17 protein-coding genes are annotated in these 17,305 nt (G+C 64.2%); 11 read left to right on the forward strand and 6 right to left on the reverse strand.

What is annotated here, in order from left to right; all coding sequences use genetic code 11:
* The 5 genes from DIE21_RS36105 to DIE21_RS36125 all read right to left on the reverse strand — a co-directional run.
* The coding region (locus DIE21_RS36105; protein WP_124502108.1) for an FAD-dependent oxidoreductase at positions 1-149 on the reverse strand (149 nt) is incomplete at its 3' end.
* Positions 150-170: 21 nt separating this feature from the next.
* Positions 171-797: a HutD family protein gene (locus tag DIE21_RS36110; protein ID WP_260432607.1), complete on the reverse strand. Its 627-nt coding sequence runs from the start codon at positions 795-797 to the stop codon at positions 171-173.
* Positions 798-832: 35 nt separating this feature from the next.
* Positions 833-1,777 carry an electron transfer flavoprotein subunit alpha/FixB family protein gene (locus DIE21_RS36115; protein ID WP_124502110.1) on the reverse strand — a complete coding sequence of 315 codons (945 nt, stop codon included), beginning with the start codon at positions 1,775-1,777 and terminating at the stop codon, positions 833-835.
* On the reverse strand, positions 1,774-2,553 hold the full coding sequence (locus DIE21_RS36120; RefSeq protein ID WP_124502111.1) for an electron transfer flavoprotein subunit beta/FixA family protein: 780 nt from the start codon (positions 2,551-2,553) through the stop codon (positions 1,774-1,776). The genes DIE21_RS36115 and DIE21_RS36120 overlap by 4 nt, the downstream gene beginning before the upstream one ends.
* A 27-nt stretch (positions 2,554-2,580) precedes the next feature.
* Entirely contained in the window at positions 2,581-3,765 is a 1,185-nt protein-coding gene (locus DIE21_RS36125) for an FAD-binding oxidoreductase (RefSeq protein ID WP_124502112.1), read from the reverse strand.
* 181 nt (positions 3,766-3,946) lie between these two features.
* Here DIE21_RS36125 and DIE21_RS36130 point away from each other — a divergent pair, with 181 nt between their 5' ends.
* The gene (locus DIE21_RS36130; RefSeq protein WP_124502120.1) at positions 3,947-4,912 is read left to right on the forward strand and encodes a LysR family transcriptional regulator; all 966 of its coding nucleotides are present in this window, start codon (positions 3,947-3,949) and stop codon (positions 4,910-4,912) included.
* A gap of 17 nt (positions 4,913-4,929) precedes the next feature.
* Positions 4,930-5,739, forward strand: a complete 810-nt coding sequence (hutG, locus tag DIE21_RS36135) for an N-formylglutamate deformylase (RefSeq protein ID WP_124502113.1) — start codon at positions 4,930-4,932, stop codon at positions 5,737-5,739.
* 212 nt (positions 5,740-5,951) lie between these two features.
* Here hutG and DIE21_RS36140 read toward each other — a convergent pair whose 3' ends face one another.
* Positions 5,952-6,554, reverse strand: coding sequence for a helix-turn-helix domain-containing protein (locus DIE21_RS36140; RefSeq protein ID WP_124502114.1), 603 nt, complete (start codon positions 6,552-6,554; stop codon positions 5,952-5,954).
* Between the two features lie 249 nt (positions 6,555-6,803).
* Here DIE21_RS36140 and glnT point away from each other — a divergent pair, with 249 nt between their 5' ends.
* The 9 genes from glnT (at position 6,804) to DIE21_RS36190 (ending at position 17,001) form a co-directional block, all read left to right on the forward strand.
* Positions 6,804-8,192, forward strand: a complete 1,389-nt coding sequence (glnT, locus tag DIE21_RS36145) for a type III glutamate--ammonia ligase (protein ID WP_185642917.1) — start codon at positions 6,804-6,806, stop codon at positions 8,190-8,192.
* A 12-nt stretch (positions 8,193-8,204) separates the two neighbouring features.
* Positions 8,205-9,113, forward strand: a complete 909-nt coding sequence (locus DIE21_RS36150) for a glutamine amidotransferase family protein (RefSeq protein ID WP_124502115.1) — start codon at positions 8,205-8,207, stop codon at positions 9,111-9,113.
* The gene (locus DIE21_RS36155) at positions 9,101-9,790 is read left to right on the forward strand and encodes a protein glxC (RefSeq protein WP_124502116.1); all 690 of its coding nucleotides are present in this window, start codon (positions 9,101-9,103) and stop codon (positions 9,788-9,790) included. The genes DIE21_RS36150 and DIE21_RS36155 overlap by 13 nt, the downstream gene beginning before the upstream one ends.
* Positions 9,791-9,815: 25 nt before the next feature.
* On the forward strand, positions 9,816-11,177 hold the full coding sequence (locus DIE21_RS36160; RefSeq protein WP_124502117.1) for an FMN-binding glutamate synthase family protein: 1,362 nt from the start codon (positions 9,816-9,818) through the stop codon (positions 11,175-11,177).
* 186 nt (positions 11,178-11,363) lie between these two features.
* Positions 11,364-12,764, forward strand: coding sequence for an ammonium transporter (locus tag DIE21_RS36165; protein WP_185642919.1), 1,401 nt, complete (start codon positions 11,364-11,366; stop codon positions 12,762-12,764).
* Between the two features lie 439 nt (positions 12,765-13,203).
* Positions 13,204-14,181 carry an ABC transporter substrate-binding protein gene (locus DIE21_RS36175; protein WP_260432608.1) on the forward strand — a complete coding sequence of 326 codons (978 nt, stop codon included), beginning with the start codon at positions 13,204-13,206 and terminating at the stop codon, positions 14,179-14,181.
* Positions 14,182-14,215: 34 nt separating this feature from the next.
* The gene (locus DIE21_RS36180; RefSeq protein ID WP_124502119.1) at positions 14,216-15,100 is read left to right on the forward strand and encodes an ABC transporter permease; all 885 of its coding nucleotides are present in this window, start codon (positions 14,216-14,218) and stop codon (positions 15,098-15,100) included.
* Between the two features lies 1 nt (position 15,101).
* On the forward strand, positions 15,102-15,896 hold the full coding sequence (locus DIE21_RS36185) for an ABC transporter permease (RefSeq protein ID WP_124502123.1): 795 nt from the start codon (positions 15,102-15,104) through the stop codon (positions 15,894-15,896).
* A 16-nt stretch (positions 15,897-15,912) separates the two neighbouring features.
* Entirely contained in the window at positions 15,913-17,001 is a 1,089-nt protein-coding gene (locus DIE21_RS36190) for an ABC transporter ATP-binding protein (protein WP_124502124.1), read from the forward strand.
* Positions 17,002-17,305: the final 304 nt, after the last annotated feature.

The following is a 17,305-nucleotide window of genomic DNA, read 5'->3' on the forward strand; positions in this document are numbered from 1 at the left end:
CACACGCCGATCTCGGTGCCTTTCTCGGCGGCCAGCTGCTTGAGCCGGATCGCCGCCGACAGCCCGGCGGGGCCGCCGCCGACGATCACGACGTCGTATTCCATCGATTCGCGCGGGCCATGTTGTTCGATAATCGAAGCGTGAGACATGAGCGGATAAGAGAGCAGGGATTAGCGTTCGACAGACTCGATTGCGATCGAGATCAGTCGGGAATCGAGTGCGTCGGACTGCAGATCGAGTTCCTCGCTGCGGCCATCGAGCCACAGGCCATGCATCGGCAACAACGTCTGGGTGCTGAGCGACGCGCTGCTGAAGCGCCATTGGCCGGCCGCGCAAATCAGCAGATGCGTCGGCGCCGGCGTCACGCGACGCGAATGCGTCGCCACGCTCACGGTGGCCCGGCAGGCGGCGCGGCGCGTCATCACGTTGAGCACGTGCGTGGGCCGCACGATATCGGTCGTCCACACCGGCAGATCGCCGGGAAAGTGTGCCGGCACGATCGGGTGGGCGACGAGATGCCCGTCCTGCGCGCGGAGTTCGACGCTCGTATTGTCGACCGGCACGAGGATCCGGTCGACGCCCGGAAACTGCGAGAAGCGGGCCGATCCGTCGAGCGTGGCGAGACTGATACGCCAGTCGACGTTACCGTCGGAGTCGATGCGGTTTGCGAGCGTTCGCGTGACGCCGGCGCCGTTTGCCCAGGCTTCTGGCTCGACTTGTGCGCAATCGATGAATCGGACGGACGGGTAGTGCGATGCCGACGGCGCACGCCCGGTGGAGGAAGGCGGTGCAGGCACGCGCGGGACACCACCCTGCCCGGAATCCGGTCGCGTCATACGCCACCCCCGGCATCGATGTGACGTTCGATCGCGGCCATCACGTCGAACAGATCACCCACGAAGCCCACATCCGCAAACGAGAAAATGGGTGCATCCGGATCCTTGTTGACAGCGACGATCCACTTCGAATCCTTCATGCCGGCCAGGTGCTGAACGGCGCCGGAGATCCCGAATGCGAGATAGGCGTCGGGCGCGACGGTCTTGCCGGTTTGCCCTACCTGAATCGCGTTGGGTGCATAGCCGGCGTCGACCGCGGCACGTGATGCGCCGAGTGCCGCGCCGAAACGCGAGGCGAGCGTGCCGAGCCGTGCCATGTTCTCGCTGGACGCGAGCCCGCGCCCGCCCGACACGACGATCGGCGCATTCCCGAGATCGATTCCGGTCGTCTGGGCGCCGTTGCGTTCGACGAGCGTCGTCGCGGCGAATGCGGGTAGTGTATCCACGGCATCGATCGGTGCCGGTTCGGCGCGCGCGCCTGCCGCCGCGAACGACGATGCACGCACCGTCGCGAACGTGGCCTCGCGCGTGCTTTCGACGGTCGCGACGATGCTCCCCGCATACAGGCCGCGAACGAAGCGTCCATCGTCCGTCATGCCGGTTACGTCCGCGATGAAAGCCGCACCGGCGAGCGCGGCGGCGCGCGGCAACGCATTCCGGCCGAGCGTGCGATGGGCGGCCATGATCAGTGTGTAGCGCGGTGCCAGTCCGGCCAGCAGCGCGGCGAGACTTTCCGGGGTGACGGCAACGGTGGCGTCCGGCGAATCGGACCGAAGCACGCGATCGACGCCGTCGATCAGCGCGGCTTCCGCCGCAGCGGCGGGATCGAGCACCAGCACGTCGACCGGATGCCGGCGCCCGATTGCAGCAGTCACGACGCGCCGGACCGCGTCCGCGAGCGTATGGTCGGCCGTGGCTTCGGCGACAACGAGCGTTCTCATGCGGAGACTCCTGTATCGGCAAAGACGTTGTGTGCGGCGAGCGCGGCAATCAGCGCGTCGACGTCGGCAACACGGTGACCCGCGCGCTGTACGGTCGGCTCGTCCAGTTGCGACACACGTGACGACGGCGCGAGATCGACTGCGAACTGCGCGGCATGAACGACGGCAAGCGGTTTCTGCTTTGCCTTGACGATGCTCGGGAGCGTCACGCGGCGCGGTTCGGCCAGGCGCAGGTCGGCGCTCACGACGGCGCGTCCGGCCAGTCGCCAGGTCGCGGTGCCGCTGTCGTCGCCGCACGTGACGCGCCAGCCGTCGCCGTCGGGCGCGAGCGCGGTTGCGTCGAGTCCCTGCGGCCAGCCGAGCAGGCCGGCCAGCATCGGCGCGACGCCGCCGGTGTCGTCGTCGATCGCCTGCTTGCCGCAGAGCACGAGGTCGTACGGCGACGTGCCGATGTAGGCGTGCAGCAGCCGTGCGACGCCCAGCGAGTCGAGCGACGCGGCGGCGTCGCCGGTGTCGATCAGGATCGCGTCGTCGGCGCCCATGGCCAGACCGGTGCGCAGTACGTCCTGACAGGCGGGCAGGCCGCACGTGATGACGCTCACCTGCGCGGCGCGCCCCGTTTCGCGCAGGCGCAGCGCCATTTCGAGCGCGCATTCGTCGAACGGGTTGATGGACATCTTGAGGCCGGTCGTCTCGATCGAGCCGGTCGAACCGACCCGCACGCGCACGTTCGGGTCGACGACGCGCTTGACGGGCACCAGTATCTTCGGGGGCATGGGAATCTCTCGTCGGAAGGTTGGAGATCAGGACACGGCGCCGAGGCCGTACTTGCCGGTGAGCAATGCGCCGGTCGCAAAGCGTTCGAGCGCGTAAGGGGCGAGCGACACGTCGGTCGGCTGCCCGAGCGCATGCTGCGCGAGCAGCTTGCCGATACCGGGCGACAGCTTGAAGCCGTGTCCCGAGAAGCCGAAGCCGACCACGAGCCCTTCGATGTCGCCGACATTGCCGAGTACGGGGTTCCAGTCGGGGGTCACGTCATAGACACCGGTCCACGACGAGGCGAGCCCGGCCGTCTCGTAGGCGGGAAAACGTTCTGCGACCTGCGCGCCGACTTCGGCGACGTAATCGAGAGAGATGTCGCCCTGTTCGGTTTCAGGCGCATTCAGCGTTTCGCCGACAACGCCCTCGGAGACCAGCATCTGGCTGCCGCCATAGCTGCGGTAATACAGCATGCCGGGCGAGCCGAGGTCCTTGAACGCGGGCATCTGGAACGAATACCTTGCGTCGCATTCGAGTGCCAGCACGGTGTGCCGCTCAGGCGTGACCGGCAGCGGTACGTCGATCCAGCCGGACAGTTCCGGCGTCCAGATATTCTGGGTGCTGATCAGCGTGCCGCACGTGAAGCGGCCGGCGCTCGTGTCGACGCCGACGATGCGGCGACCGTCGCGCAAGACACCCGTGACGGTCGTGCCCTCGAGAATTTTCACGCCGCGTCGGCGTGCCGATTTCGCGAAGCTCGTCGCGACGAGGTAAGCATCGGCGAAGCCGGCTTCCGGTTCGAAGCCGATCAGCGCCGCGTCGTCGAACTGCGCAATCGGCAGGCGTGCGCGTGCCTCGTCCCGATCAAGCAACCGTACGTCGATGTCCATTGCCCGCTGCGCGTCGAGCGACGCGCGCAGCGGCTCGAGTTTGTCCCCATCCGGCGCGCAGATCATGTAACCGCACTTGACGAGCCCGCAGGATGCCTCGCCGTCGCCGACGTATTCGGCGAAGTTGTTGAATGCCCACCACGACGAGCGCGCCAGCTCGACGTTCTGGCGGACCGAGTAATGCGTGCGCAGCAGGCCGGACGATTGCGACGTGGTGCCTGCGCCGATCATGCCGCGTTCAATGACGAGGACGTTACGGGCGCCGAGCGACGCAAGATGATGTGCGACCGACGTGCCGATCACGCCGGCACCGATCACGATGAAGTCGAAATGGCTCATGGTTTCCCTCTGGGTAGACGACGAGCCGATTCTAGGGAGCTGTGATGCTGACGAATTTTGTATTAGGCAAACTTATGCAACGTGCCCGGAAATGCTCATTCAGCACCCGGGTGAACCGAACCGGCGCACCATTCGTCGCGTATTGGCGGAATGGCCGTCCCCCTCGGCATCTGGAGCCACTATGCGACGCACCCCATCGCCAATCGACCTGCGTGCCCTGCAGGCATTCGTCGCCGTGTGTGAGACCGGTTCGATGACCGGTGCGTCCAGGCGTATCGGTGTGAGCCAGAGCGCGATCAGCCAAGCTGTTTCCGCACTGGAGCGCGACCAGGGGACGGTGCTGTTCGATCGCGAGAGTCGCCCGCCGCGCCCCAATATCGCCGGCCGGGCCCTGCTCGAACTGGCCGGCCCGCTGCTCGAGCATGCGCAAATGGTCAGCACGCGCGTCGGCGATGCGTCGGATGCGGGGCGCCTGCCGGTGAGGCTCGGCTGCGTCGATTCGTTCGCGGCGACGGTCGGACCGGAACTGATCCGCGCGGTGTCGGGCGCATCGCGGCAGATTTCGATGTGGTCCGGCATCACGCCTGGCTTGAGCAAGCAATTGCATGACCGGGAAATCGACGTTGCCGTGTGCACGCAAACCACGGTCAGCGATGCGCGCATCGTCGAGGTGCCATTGTTCTCGGAAGCGTTTGTCGCGGTCGTCGCGCGCGCGCATGTAGTCGGTCGCCCGAACGCCGACTGGCGGACCCTCGCCGCCGAACTGCCGCTGATCCGTTACACGGCGCGGTCCGTGATCGGTCAGCAGGTGGAGCGGTTTGCACGTCACCTCGGTATCGACAGCCCGAGGCGCTTCGAATTCGATGCGACGGATCCGCTGCTGAGCCTGGTTGCCGCGCGGCTCGGTTTCGCGATCTCGACACCGCTGTGCCTGTGGCAGGCGCGACATTATCTCGGCGACATTGCCGTCCTGCCGCTGCCGTTCGGCCGGCTGGGCCGGCGCGATTTCTTTCTCCTGCATCGGCAGGGCGAGTGGGAGGACTTCGTCACGGAGATCGTCGAGCTGACGCGATCCGTGCTCGATCATTCGATCCGGCCCGCGCTCGCGCGCGCCGTGCCGCAGCTGCCCGAGGATGCATTGCTTTGATTCGTACGGAGCCCTTGATGAGTGACCTATACACGCTGCAACGCGGCGATGCGCCGCTGCTGATTTCGATTCCCCACCTCGGAACGGTGATACCCGCGCCGTTGCGCGATGCGTATACCGACCGCGCGCTGACGCTGGCCGACACGGACTGGCACCTCGATCGCCTGTATGCGTTCGCGACCACGCTCGGCGCGACGGTGCTCGGCGCGACGCTCTCGCGTTACGTAATCGACCTCAACCGGCCGTCGGACGACAAGAGCCTGTATCCCGGCCAGACGACGACGGGCCTGTGTCCGACCGAAACGTTTCGAGGCGAGCCGGTCTATCGAGAAGGATGCGAACCGGACGCGGCGGAGAAGGGCCGCCGGGTCGGTACATACTGGCAGCCGTACCACATGGCACTGGCGGCCGAACTGGCGCGATTGCGCGAGCGTCACGGGAACGTGCTTCTCTGGGAAGCGCACTCGATCGCAAGCGCGCTGCCGAGACTGTTCGACGGCAAGCTGCCCGACCTGAACATCGGCACGCAGGACGGCCGGACCGTCGCGCCGTCCGTACAGGCCGCGGTCGAACGCGAGGCCGCGGCAAGCCCGTTCACGTCGGTTGCCAATGGCCGTTTCAAGGGCGGCTTCATTACCCGCTCGTTCGGCAGGCCATCGCAGGGCGTGCACGCGATCCAGCTGGAGATGGGCCAGTCGACGTACATGAACGAAGCTTTTCCGTTTGCATACGACCCCGCGCGCGCGGCGCTCGTGCAGCCCACGGTGCGCCGGATGATCAGCGCGGCACTGGATGCGTTGGCAGTGCTGCCGCCGGTCGCAGCATAAGGATCACTGATACATCTTCGTAACCGCGGTTCCCGTATCAGTGCGACGCTGCACCGAAAGTGGCGTGGAACCGCACCCGTAACACGCAAGAGGCCGGCGCGCACCGAATGACATACAGGTGCCGTGTCGCCCGGAGTGTTTATCCATGGGAATCTTTGATTCCTGTAGATAAACCTGGCACGAGGCTTGCGTTATCTCCCGTGACGGGATGCTTATTCGTCGGCAGGTTGTCCGTAGACGAAGATCGACAGGAACTGGATCGGGGTCTTGATCAGGCGTTCGGGGCCATGCGGTACGTCGCCGCGGAACGTCAGGGTGTCGCCGGGATGCAGGATGTAGGTCTGTTGACCGTGCCGGTATTCGATCACGCCCTTGAGCATGTGGATGAATTCGGTGCCGGGATGCTCGAACACGGGAAAGCGTTCCGCCTGGTCCTCCATCGTGATCAGGAACGGCTCGAATGTTTTGCGAGGACCCTGGTCGTAGGCGAGCAAATGGTAGGTGTGGCCGCTTTTCGTCCCTTTGCGGACCACTTCCATGCCGGCGCCCTTCTTCACGAGTTGGGCGCCGCCTTGTGGGACGTCGAAGTTACGGAACAGGACGGCCATGGAGACGCCGAGTGCCTGGGCAATCCGGTGGAGTACGTCGAGGCCGGTCGAGGTCTGTGCGTTTTCGATCTTCGACAGCATGCCGCGGCTGATGCCGGCCTGTTCGGCGACCTGGGCGATGGTCAGGCCATGGCGCTGGCGAAGCTCGCGAATGGTCGACCCGAGATAGCGTTCGAGCGGTGTCTTGCTGTCGTCAGCGGTATGCATCGTCGACCTCGGCAAAAGGGGCAAGAGTAGCAGATTGCGGCGTGCGCGCCGGCACAGGCGGAAATGCCGGCATGCGCGCTGAAGGTTTCATATGGGGAATTATTGTTTCGTGACAATAAATCTCTCCGCATGTTGAAAGCGTGGTTGCAGCGTACCGGACGCGGTGCTTGCTCATGTCGCGCAGTTGGGTCGCTCGTCAGTCGGGCGGATTCCTCAAACCAGTAAGCGAAGCAGTTGCAAGGAGAGACGATGAACCTGAACGATACGAGCCAGTTGCCGGTGAACGCGCTCGGAAGCGTACCCCGCTTCGATTCGGTAGCCGAAGCGCAGACATACCTCGGGCAACACGGCGTCAAGTATGTGCTTGCGCAATTTGTCGACATTCACGGCGTGGCCAAGGCGAAGTCGGTGCCGGTCGCGCATCTGAACAGCGTGCTGACCGCGGGGGCGGGCTTTGCGGGCTTCGCGATCTGGGGTGTCGGTATCGAGCCGAATGGGCCGGACTACATGGCGGTCGGCGATCTTGCGACGCTGACGCCGGTGCCGTGGCAGTCCGGACTCGCGCGGATCGCTTGCGACGGTCATGTGGACGGCGCACCGTGGGTGTTCGATTCGCGCGTGACGCTGAAGAAGCAGGTTGCCCGCCTGACCGAGCGCGGATGGACGCTTTTTACCGGCCTCGAGCCCGAATTTTCGCTGTTGAAGCGTTCGGTGTCGGGTGTGCTCGAGCCTTGCGACTCGAGCGATACGTTGGCGAAGCCCTGTTATGACTACAAGGGGCTGTCCCGCACCCGTGTGTTCCTGGAAAAGCTCACCGAATCGCTGCGCGCGGTTGGCATCGACGTCTACCAGATCGACCACGAGGATGCGAACGGGCAGTTCGAGATCAACTACACGTACACCGATTGCCTGACGTCGTGCGATCACTACGTGTTCTTCAAGATGGCCGCGTCGGAAATCGCGAACGAGCTCGGAATGATCTGTTCGTTCATGCCGAAGCCATTCGCAAACCGCCCGGGCAACGGCATGCACATGCACATGTCGATCGGCGACGGCAAGCGCAACCTGTTTGCCGACGACGGCGATGCGCTCGGCATGGGCCTGTCTGCACTCGGTTACCGGTTCACGGCGGGCCTGCTCGCGCATGCGCCCGCGCTGACGGCGCTCTGCAACCCGACGGTGAACTCATACAAGCGTCTCGTCGTCGGGCGCTCGCTGACCGGCGCGACCTGGGCACCGGCCTACATCAGCTATGGCGACAACAATCGATCGACGATGGTACGTATGCCGGGCGGCCGGATCGAACTGCGTCTGCCGGACGGTGCATGCAATCCGTATCTCGCGACGGCAGCCGTGATCGCCGCCGGGCTCGACGGTATCGACCGTGACCTGTCGCCGGGCGCGCCCGCGAACGAGAACCTGTACGAGTGGCCCGCGCAGAAGCTCCGCGAACACGGCATCGGCGTGCTGCCGCAGAATCTCGGCGAGGCGCTCGACGCGCTCGAAGCCGATCGGACGATCTGCGATGCGCTCGGGCCGGTGGTCAACGAATTCCTCAAGCTCAAGCGGATGGAGTGGCTGGAATACATGCGCCACGTATCGGACTGGGAAATCAAGCAGTACGTCGAATTTTTCTGAGGAGCAGACAACATGTGTGGAATCGTAGGATTGCTGGTCAAGACGTCGGCGTTGCGCGACCGGCTCGGCGAGCTGATGGTGCCGATGCTGATCGGCATGACCGAACGGGGACCGGACTCGGCCGGTCTCGCGGTGTTCGGCGACGTGGTCGAGCCGGACCAGCGCAAGCTGAGCTTGTACTCGGGCTTTACGGATGAAGGTGAGCATTTCCCGTGGGATGTGCTGCTCGACCGGCTGAAGGCGTCCGTCGACGTGGCAGCGCGCGTCGATGCAAAGGGGAACCACGCGGTGCTGACCGTCCACGCGCAGGCCGATACGGTCAGGCACTGGCTGCGCGAGCATTACCCGCACGTATACGTGTTGTCGGCCGGGCGCTCGATCGATCTGTACAAGGACATCGGGTTGCCTGCAGACATCGCCGCGCGTTACGCGTTCGGCGGCCTCAAGGGCACGCACCTTGTCGGCCATACGCGGATGGCGACGGAGTCCGCCGTGACACCGGATCGCGCACATCCATTTACGGCCGGCGAGGATTTCTGCCTGGTCCACAACGGCTCGCTGTCGAACCCCTACGGCGTGCGCCGGAAACTTGAGCCGAAGGGCATTCACTTCGATACCGACAACGACACCGAGGCGGCATGCCGCTTCCTCGAATGGCGGCTGCGCGAGGGCGACACGCTTCCCGTTGCGCTGCAGAAGGGCTTCGAGGAGCTCGACGGCTTCTACACGTTCCTGATGGGTACGCCGACCGAGCTGGCGCTGATTCGCGACCCGTTCGCGTGCAAGCCGGCCGTCGTCGCCGAGAACGACGACTACGTCGCGATCGCGTCGGAGTTCCGCTCGCTCGCGCATCTGCCCGACATCAAGAACGCCAAGGTATTCGAACCCGCACCCGAGGAGATGTACGTATGGAACGCATGACATTCGACCTGGACAGCGCAACCGTCCGGGACGTCAATCAGTACCTGCATGGCAGTGCGGACGTGCTCGCCGGCCAGGCGGTCGTCGTGGCGTCGCCGAACGGCGCGCACAACATCGCGGTCGGCGTCGATGCCGACGTGACCGTGACGATTGACGGCCACGCCGGCTATTACGCCGGCGGCATGAACAAGCGCGCGACGATCGTCATCGAGGGCAGTGCCGGCACCGGCGTCGCGGAAAACATGATGAGCGGCAAGGTGCACGTGAAGGGCTTCGCGTCGAACGGCGCGGGCGCATCCGCGCACGGCGGGCTGCTCGTGATCGACGGCGATGCCGGGTTGCGTTGCGGTATCTCGCTGAAGGGCGGCGACATCGTCGTCGGCGGTTCGGTCGGCAGCTTCTCCGCGTTCATGGCCCAGGCCGGCCGGATGGTGATTTGCGGCGACGCAGCCGATGCGCTCGGCGATTCGTTGTATGAAGCCGTGCTCTACGTGAAGGGCGACGTGAAGTCGCTCGGCGCGGACGCGCAGTTCGAGCCGATGGCCGACGCCGACGTCAGCGCCGTCGCGGCGCTGCTCGACGCGGCCGGGCTCGACCACGATCCGCGTGGGTTCAAGCGCATCGCTTCGGCCCGCACGCTCTACCACTGGAACGCCGACGCGAACCAGGAATATTGAATCCACTCGCCATCGAGAAAACGCCATGGAAGTCAAACCCATTCATTTCGCCCGCTTGCAGCAGGAAGAGTCGTACGGCTACGACCGCAAGACGATCGATTACATCCACACGGCCGCTCAACGCGGGTTATACGAGATCCGTGGCCTCGGCGCAAAGCGTCGCGTGCCGCATTTCGACGATCTGCTGTTCCTCGGTGCGTCGCTGTCGCGCTATCCGCTCGAAGGTTATCGCGAGAAGTGCACGTCGCAGACCGTGCTTGGCACGCGTTTCGCAAAGAAGCCCGTTGTGCTCGACATCCCGATCACCGTGGCGGGGATGAGCTTCGGCGCGCTCTCGGCGAACGTCAAGGAAGCGCTCGGCCGTGCAGCCACGGAGGTGGGTACGTCGACGACGACCGGTGACGGCGGGATGACGCAGGAAGAGCGCAGTTCGTCGAAGACGCTCGTCTACCAGTGCCTGCCGTCGCGCTACGGGTTCAATCCCGACGACGTGCGTCGTGCGGATGCGATCGAGGTCGTGATCGGGCAAGGCGCTAAGCCGGGCGGTGGCGGCATGCTGCTCGGGCAGAAGGTCAATCCACGTGTGGCCTCGATGCGCACGCTGCCGGCTGGCGTCGACCAGCGCTCGGCAAGCCGCCATCCGGACTGGACCGGCCCGGACGATCTCGCGATCAAGATCCAGGAACTGCGCGAGATCACGGACTGGGAAAAACCGATCTACGTGAAGGTCGGGGCAACGCGCACGTTCAACGACGTGAAGCTCGCGGTGCATGCGGGTGCAGATGTCGTCGTGGTCGACGGCATGCAGGGCGGCACGGCGGCGACCCAAACCTGCTTCATCGAGAACGTCGGCATCCCGACGCTGGCGGCGGTTCGTCAAGCCGTCGATGCGCTCGAGGACCTGAACATGAAGGGGCAGGTTCAACTGATCGTATCGGGTGGTATCCGCACGGGGGCGGATGTCGCGAAGGCGCTTGCGCTCGGCGCGGATGCCGTTGCGATCGGCCAGGGGGTCCTGATGGCGCTCGGTTGCAACAGCGAGTCCTACTTCCAGGACGGCATGCTGCATTCGGCCGTGGCCGATTACGCGGCACTCCATACGTCGCCGGGTTTCTGTCACCACTGCCACACCGGCAAGTGCCCGGTCGGCGTGACGACGCAGGACGCGGTCCTGGAAAAGCGTCTCGAGCCGGAAGAGGGCGCGCGTCGCGTGCGGAACTACCTGAAGACGCTGAACATGGAGCTGACGACCATCGCGCGCGCATGCGGCAAGCAGAACGTACACCACCTCGAGCGTGAAGATCTCGTCGCGCTGACAGTCGAGGCGGCCGGCATGGCGCGGGTGCCGCTTGCCGGCACGTCGTGGATTCCGGGCGGGCGCGAGTGATTCTGGCGTGACCGTGCGCGTGACGGGGCGCCGTGTCTGCGTGGCGTTCCGTCATCGACCGGTTCAGGCGATGTGACTCGCGTGGCGAACCCGCGTCTTATCGCATTCATTCCGATATTGCTGGTTCGTCGTCAGTTCGCGCGTGCGTCGCGCCGCGGTGCACGTCTTTGTTCGAGGAAACGACACATGAAAAAGATGATTGGCTGGATTCTATGGGCTTGGCTTGGGCTGCTTGCGCTGCCCGTGTTCGCGGATGACAAAGTGGCAGCCGCAGTGCCGGTGCCGAACAAGGGCGACACCGCGTGGATGATCGTCGCGACGCTGCTCGTCGTGATGATGGCGGCGCCAGGGCTTGGACTTTTCTACGGCGGAATGGTGCGAGCCAAGAATATGTTGTCGATCCTGATGCAGACACTCGTGGTGTTCTGCCTGCTCGGAGTACTGTGGGCGGTATACGGTTACAGCATCGCGTTCACGGAGGGCAATGCATTCTTCGGAGGACTATCGAAGTCGTTTCTGGTTGGCATCACGCCAGACTCGACAGCCGCGACGTTCAGCAAGGGCGTAGTGATCCCTGAGTTCATCTATGTGTCGTTTCAGCTGACGTTTGCTGCAATCACGCCAGCGCTGATTGTCGGTGGCATCGCCGAGCGCGCGAAATTTTCCGCGGTGTTGATGTTCATGGTTCTGTGGTTCACGTTCTCGTATCTGCCTGTCGCTCACATGGTCTGGTACTGGCCTGGTCCCGACGCTTATACGAGTGTGGCCGCGGGCGACAAGGCGACCGCAACGGCGGGCTTCCTGTTCCAGAAGGGGGCAATCGATTTTGCGGGCGGCACCGTCGTACACATCAACGCAGGCATCGCCGCGCTCGTCGGGGCAATCATGATCGGCAAGCGCGTCGGATTCGGCAGCGAGACGATGGCGCCGCACAGTCTGACGATGACGATGATTGGCGGGTCTCTGCTGTGGGTCGGCTGGTTCGGCTTCAACGTCGGCTCCGCACTCGAGGCCAGCGGTGCGGCGACCCTCGCGTTTGTCACGACCTTGCTGGCCACATGCGCGGCCACGGTCTCGTGGACCTTCGTCGAGTGGTCGGCGAAGAAGAAGCCCTCCATGCTCGGCGCGGTGTCCGGCGCTATTGCAGGACTGGTCGTCATCACGCCAGCGTGCGGCTACGTCGGCCCGATGGGGGCAATCGCAATGGGCTTGATCGCCGGCATCGTGTGCTATTGGGGCGTGAATGGTCTCAAGCGTTTGATTGGTGTCGACGATTCGCTCGACGTGTTCGGTGTGCATTGCATCGGTGGAATCACCGGCGCGCTACTGACAGGTGTGTTCGCGGCGCCGTCGCTCGGCGGCACGGGTGTCTACGACTACGTCGCGAACAAGGTGTCCGACTATCACATCGCCGATCAGGTGATCGCGCAGTGCTGGGGTGTCGGAATCTCGCTCGTTTGGTCGGCGGTCGTTTCGGTGGTGGCATTCAAGCTGGTCGATATGACGATTGGCCTGCGCGTCGACCACGAGCGCGAACGGGACGGGCTCGACGTCAGTTCGCACGGCGAGACGGCTTACCACTCTTGAACACAGCGTGGCAACAATGCGTTGTGCTTCGGCATTGCACCACTAGCCGGCGTGCTGCATCTCCCTCTGGTTCGCACGCGCGCACCGTGCGGGTCAACAAGAACCGTACGGTGTCGCCGATTGTGCCGTTCGGTGGCCGCGGGCTGTCGCGGCTCGGCCATGAGGGAGACTTCGATGCGGTGCCCGACTAGACACGGACGAAGTCGGTGTGTATCCGCACCTCGAATGAGCCGGCGACCCGGAAACGCAGGCGTTCGCGCGCTAGATCCAGGCGCTGATGGAAGAGATGGAAAACAAGATCATGAAGCCCGCGCCATTCTCGTCGCTCGCATGAGCGGTATGCGACTCGGGCCCAACGCTGTTATCCCGTTCTATGGAGTTTGAGATGAGCATCAGATTGACCTCGTTCGCAGCGCACCTGGTGGTTGCTTGTGCAGTTATGTCCGCAACGCTGGACGCCAGTGCCAGCGATCCGGTCGTGTTCACGAGCTGGGGCGGCACGACGCAGTCGGCGCAGCAGAAGAGCTGGGTACCCGGATTCACGCAGGCGACCGGCGCAAGCGTCGTGATGGACGGGCCGACCGACTATGGCAAGTTCAAGGCGATGGTCGAAAGCGGCAACGTGAGCTGGGACGTCGTCGACGTCGAAGGCGATTTCGCTTATGCGGCGCAGAAGTCCGGGCTGGTTGAGCCAATCGATTTCTCATTCGTCAAGAAGGACAGTCTCGATCCGCGCTTCGTTTCGCCGACCGCGGTTGGGAGCTTTTACTACTCGTTTGTGCTCGGCTATAACAAGAGCAGATACAAAGGTGCGCAGCCGTCGACCTGGAGCGACCTATTCGACACCAAGCGCTTCCCCGGTAAGCGCACGCTGTACAAGTGGTCCGCCCCGGGCGTGCTCGAGAGCGCGTTGCTCGCTGACGGCGTCGCACCGGACAAGCTTTATCCGTTAGACCTCGATCGAGCGTTCCGCAAGCTCGATACGATCAAGGGCGACATCGTGTGGTGGAGTGGTGGCGCGCAGTCCCAGCAACTCCTCGCGTCGGGCGAAGCGCCGCTCGGCATGTTCTGGAACGGCCGCGTGCACGCGCTCGAGCAGACCGGCGTGCCGGTCGGGATCTCGTGGAACCAGAACCTCACTGCGGCCGACATGCTCGTCATACCGAAGGGGGCGAAGCACAAGGCCGAGGCGATGAAGTTCCTCGCGGCGGCGACGAGCGCGGAAGCTCAGGCGAAGTTCGCGGCGGAGACAGGCTACGCGCCGATCAACTTGAAGTCGGCCGCGCTGATGCCCGCTGCGGCCGCGCAGAATCTGCCGGACCAGCACAAGACGTCACAGATCAATCTCGACATGAAGTACTGGGCCGACAACCGCGAGGCGATCGGCAAGCGCTGGTACGCGTGGCAGTCGAAGTGACGCGCTGGGATCGATGAGGTAGTTCGGAGGCACTATGGCTAACGTATTGAGATCCGTCGTGCACCCACGCACGACGGCGAAGCGCGATCGGCGCGACTGGCGGAACATCCGAATGCTGATTCCGGCACTGCTGCTGCTGGTGATCTTCTTCCTGCTGCCGGTGCTGTCGCTGCTGCTGCGTAGCGTGCTCGAGCCGACCCCAGGGCTGCAGAACTATGCGCAGCTCGTCGGCTCGACGACCTACCTGCGCGTGTTCGGCAACACGTTTCTGGTCGCGTCGGTGGTCACGGTTGCGACGCTGGCGGTCGGCTTCCCGACCGCCTGGTTGCTCGCGATCGCGCCGCGCCGGGTCAGCGCGCTGCTGTTCGCGATCCTGCTGCTGTCGATGTGGACCAACTTGCTCGCGAGGACCTTCGCGTGGATGGTGCTGCTGCAGGGAACGGGGCCGATCAATCGCTTGCTGATGGCGACCGGCCTCGTTCGCGAGCCGCTCGCGCTCGTCAACAACCTGGTGGGTGTCACGATCGGCATGACCTACATCATGCTGCCGTTCATTGTGATGCCGCTGCATGCGACGCTGCGCGCGCTCGACCCGTCGACACTGCGCGCTGCTGCGATCTGCGGAGCGAGCCGATGGCAGGCGTTCTGGCGCGTGCTCGTGCCGCTCGCGCTGCCCGGCATCGCGAGCGGCACGCTGATGGTGTTCGTGATGGCCCTCGGCTATTTCGTCACGCCTGCGTTGCTCGGGGGGGCTTCGTACATGATGCTTGCCGAACTGATCGCACAGCTCGTCCAGTCGCTGCTGAACTGGGGGCTCGCCAGCGCAGCCGCACTGGTGCTGCTGACCGTGACGCTAGGGTTGTACGCGCTGCAGTTGCGCCTGACTGGTGGCGCGCGGACCGGCTTCGGAGGTCGCTGACATGTTGCTCGATTTCGACCGTCTTGGCGGCTTACGCTGGATCTTGATCGCCATCGGTTGCGCGGTGGGACTATTCCTGCTGCTGCCGATCCTGTTCATTGTCGCGCTGTCGTTCGGTGATTCGCAGTGGCTGATCTTTCCGCCGCCCGGCTGGACGCTGACTTGGTACCGTCAGCTCTTGACCAACTCTGACTGGCTCGATTCGCTACTCACGAGCGCACAGGTGGCAGTGATCGTCACCGTGCTGTCGGTGTCGATCGGGTTCCTCGCGTCGCTGGCGCTTGTGCGCGGGAAGTTTCGCGGCCGCTCGTTCGTACAGGCGTTCTTCATCACGCCGATGGTGCTGCCAGTGGTCGTGCTGGCGGTTGCGCTCTATGCGTTTGTGCTGCGCATCGGCCTGAACGGCACGATGACGGGCTTTGTGATCGGCCATCTGATTCTCGCGCTGCCGTTCTCGATCATCTCGATCAGCAATTCGCTCGCGAGCTTCGATGTGACGGTCGAGGATGCGGCATTGATTTGCGGCGCGTCACCGCTCGAGGTCAAGTGGCGCGTGACGCTACCGGCAATCCGGCTCGGCCTGCTCGCGGCGGCGATCTTCTCGTTCCTTGCATCGTGGGACGAGGTGGTCGTGTCGATTTTCATGGCGAGCCCGACCTTGCAGACGTTGCCAGTGCGGATCTGGGCCACGTTGCGCCAGGATCTGACGCCGGTCGTGGCTGCCGCGTCGTCATTGCTTGTTGGCCTGACGGCCGTATTGATGTGTGCTGGCGCTTTGGTGCGCCGTGCGCGGTAGACAGAGGATAAAAACCGTGAATACCGAGTTTCTGCAGATCCAGCACTTGCGCAAGACCTACGATGACGTGGTCGCCATCGACAGCGTGTCGCTGGACGTGCGCAAGGGGGAATTCATGACTTTCCTGGGGCCGTCGGGATCGGGCAAGAGCACGACGCTCTATATCGTCGCGGGATTCCAGGAGCCGACCGAAGGGCGCGTGATGCTCGACGGCAAGCCGCTGTTGGCGGTGCCGCCGAATCGGCGGAACATCGGCATGGTGTTTCAGCGTTATACGCTGTTTCCGCACCTGAGCGTGGCCGAGAACGTCGCGTTTCCGCTGAGGGTGAGGCGACGGCCGGACGTCGAGGTCAAGGACAAGGTCGAGCGCATGCTCAAGCTCGTGCATTTGTTCGAGTGCCGAGACCGCATGCCGGCGCAGTTGTCGGGCGGGCAGCAGCAGCGGGTCGCGATCGCACGTGCACTGGCGTACGATCCGCCGCTACTGCTGATGGACGAGCCGCTGTCGGCGCTCGACAAGAAGCTGCGGGAGGAAATCCAGCTCGAATTGCGCCGGATTCATCAGGAAACGGGCGTCACGATCCTTTACGTGACGCACGACCAGGAAGAGGCGCTGCGGCTGTCCGATCGCATCGCTGTATTCAACCAGGGGCGCATCGAACAGGTCGGCACCGGTGAGACGCTGTATGCGAACCCGGCATCCCGGTTCGTCGCCGGCTTCGTTGGCAACTCGAATTTCCTGCCGGTGCGGATGACGTCGAATGGGAGTGGTCGAGCGGGGGGCGTATTTCCAAACGGCGATCCGGTTGAGGCCGACGCGTGCAGTGAGGTGCCGGCAGGCATCGACGGAACGCTGATGATCCGCCCCGAGCGGATGCGACTGCGTGCGCACCGCAGCGGGCAGTCAGGTGGTGGGCTTGCTGTGACGGTGCGTGACATCACGTATCTCGGCGATGCGATGCATTACGCGGTCGCGACGCCGTGGCAGCAGGAGATCGGGATCCGCATGCCGGCTGGTCAGCATCACGAGGCAGGGTTAGCGATCGGTAGCGAGGCGGTCGCCGAGTGGGATACGCGCGACGCCCGGTTTTTTGCGCAGCCTTGAAGAACGAACCGACAGTTGCCACTTCATCGCCCAGAATCGAGCGGCCGTTGCCGAAGCGCGGCCTAGCGCTGCAAACGCGATTAACTGGTTGGACGGCCGACTGACTCCTGCGCCAAAGCAGGGCGTTTCGGAAGATTCTAGACTTGGCGCGATCGGTGTGGCAGCCGGAAAGATGAGAGTTCCAATCCCGTCACTCCTGCAGATTCTCGCAGCATCGGGAAGATAATTTTTCTTATCACAATAGCTTCATTGTTTGCACAAAGTCTCGAGTCTGAAAACGCGTCTGACCGAACCTTCACACGCA

The organism is Burkholderia sp. Bp9140 (assembly GCF_003853425.1).
GTDB lineage: Bacteria > Pseudomonadota > Gammaproteobacteria > Burkholderiales > Burkholderiaceae > Burkholderia.

What these genes read in the sequence shown, in the direction of transcription:
- DIE21_RS36115 (WP_124502110.1), bottom strand. Translation starts at nt 1,777, where the DNA reads ATGAGAACGCTCGTTGTCGCCGAAGCCACGGCCGACCATACGCTCGCG.
- hutG (WP_124502113.1), top strand. Translation starts at nt 4,930, where the DNA reads ATGAGTGACCTATACACGCTGCAACGCGGCGATGCGCCGCTGCTGATT.
- DIE21_RS36180 (WP_124502119.1), top strand. Translation starts at nt 14,216, where the DNA reads ATGGCTAACGTATTGAGATCCGTCGTGCACCCACGCACGACGGCGAAG.
- DIE21_RS36140 (WP_124502114.1), bottom strand. Translation starts at nt 6,554, where the DNA reads ATGCATACCGCTGACGACAGCAAGACACCGCTCGAACGCTATCTCGGG.
- DIE21_RS36185 (WP_124502123.1), top strand. Translation starts at nt 15,102, where the DNA reads ATGTTGCTCGATTTCGACCGTCTTGGCGGCTTACGCTGGATCTTGATC.
- DIE21_RS36125 (WP_124502112.1), bottom strand. Translation starts at nt 3,765, where the DNA reads ATGAGCCATTTCGACTTCATCGTGATCGGTGCCGGCGTGATCGGCACG.
- DIE21_RS36160 (WP_124502117.1), top strand. Translation starts at nt 9,816, where the DNA reads ATGGAAGTCAAACCCATTCATTTCGCCCGCTTGCAGCAGGAAGAGTCG.
- DIE21_RS36155 (WP_124502116.1), top strand. Translation starts at nt 9,101, where the DNA reads ATGGAACGCATGACATTCGACCTGGACAGCGCAACCGTCCGGGACGTC.
- glnT (WP_185642917.1), top strand. Translation starts at nt 6,804, where the DNA reads ATGAACCTGAACGATACGAGCCAGTTGCCGGTGAACGCGCTCGGAAGC.
- DIE21_RS36150 (WP_124502115.1), top strand. Translation starts at nt 8,205, where the DNA reads ATGTGTGGAATCGTAGGATTGCTGGTCAAGACGTCGGCGTTGCGCGAC.
- DIE21_RS36130 (WP_124502120.1), top strand. Translation starts at nt 3,947, where the DNA reads ATGCGACGCACCCCATCGCCAATCGACCTGCGTGCCCTGCAGGCATTC.
- DIE21_RS36165 (WP_185642919.1), top strand. Translation starts at nt 11,364, where the DNA reads ATGAAAAAGATGATTGGCTGGATTCTATGGGCTTGGCTTGGGCTGCTT.
- DIE21_RS36120 (WP_124502111.1), bottom strand. Translation starts at nt 2,553, where the DNA reads ATGCCCCCGAAGATACTGGTGCCCGTCAAGCGCGTCGTCGACCCGAAC.
- DIE21_RS36175 (WP_260432608.1), top strand. Translation starts at nt 13,204, where the DNA reads ATGTCCGCAACGCTGGACGCCAGTGCCAGCGATCCGGTCGTGTTCACG.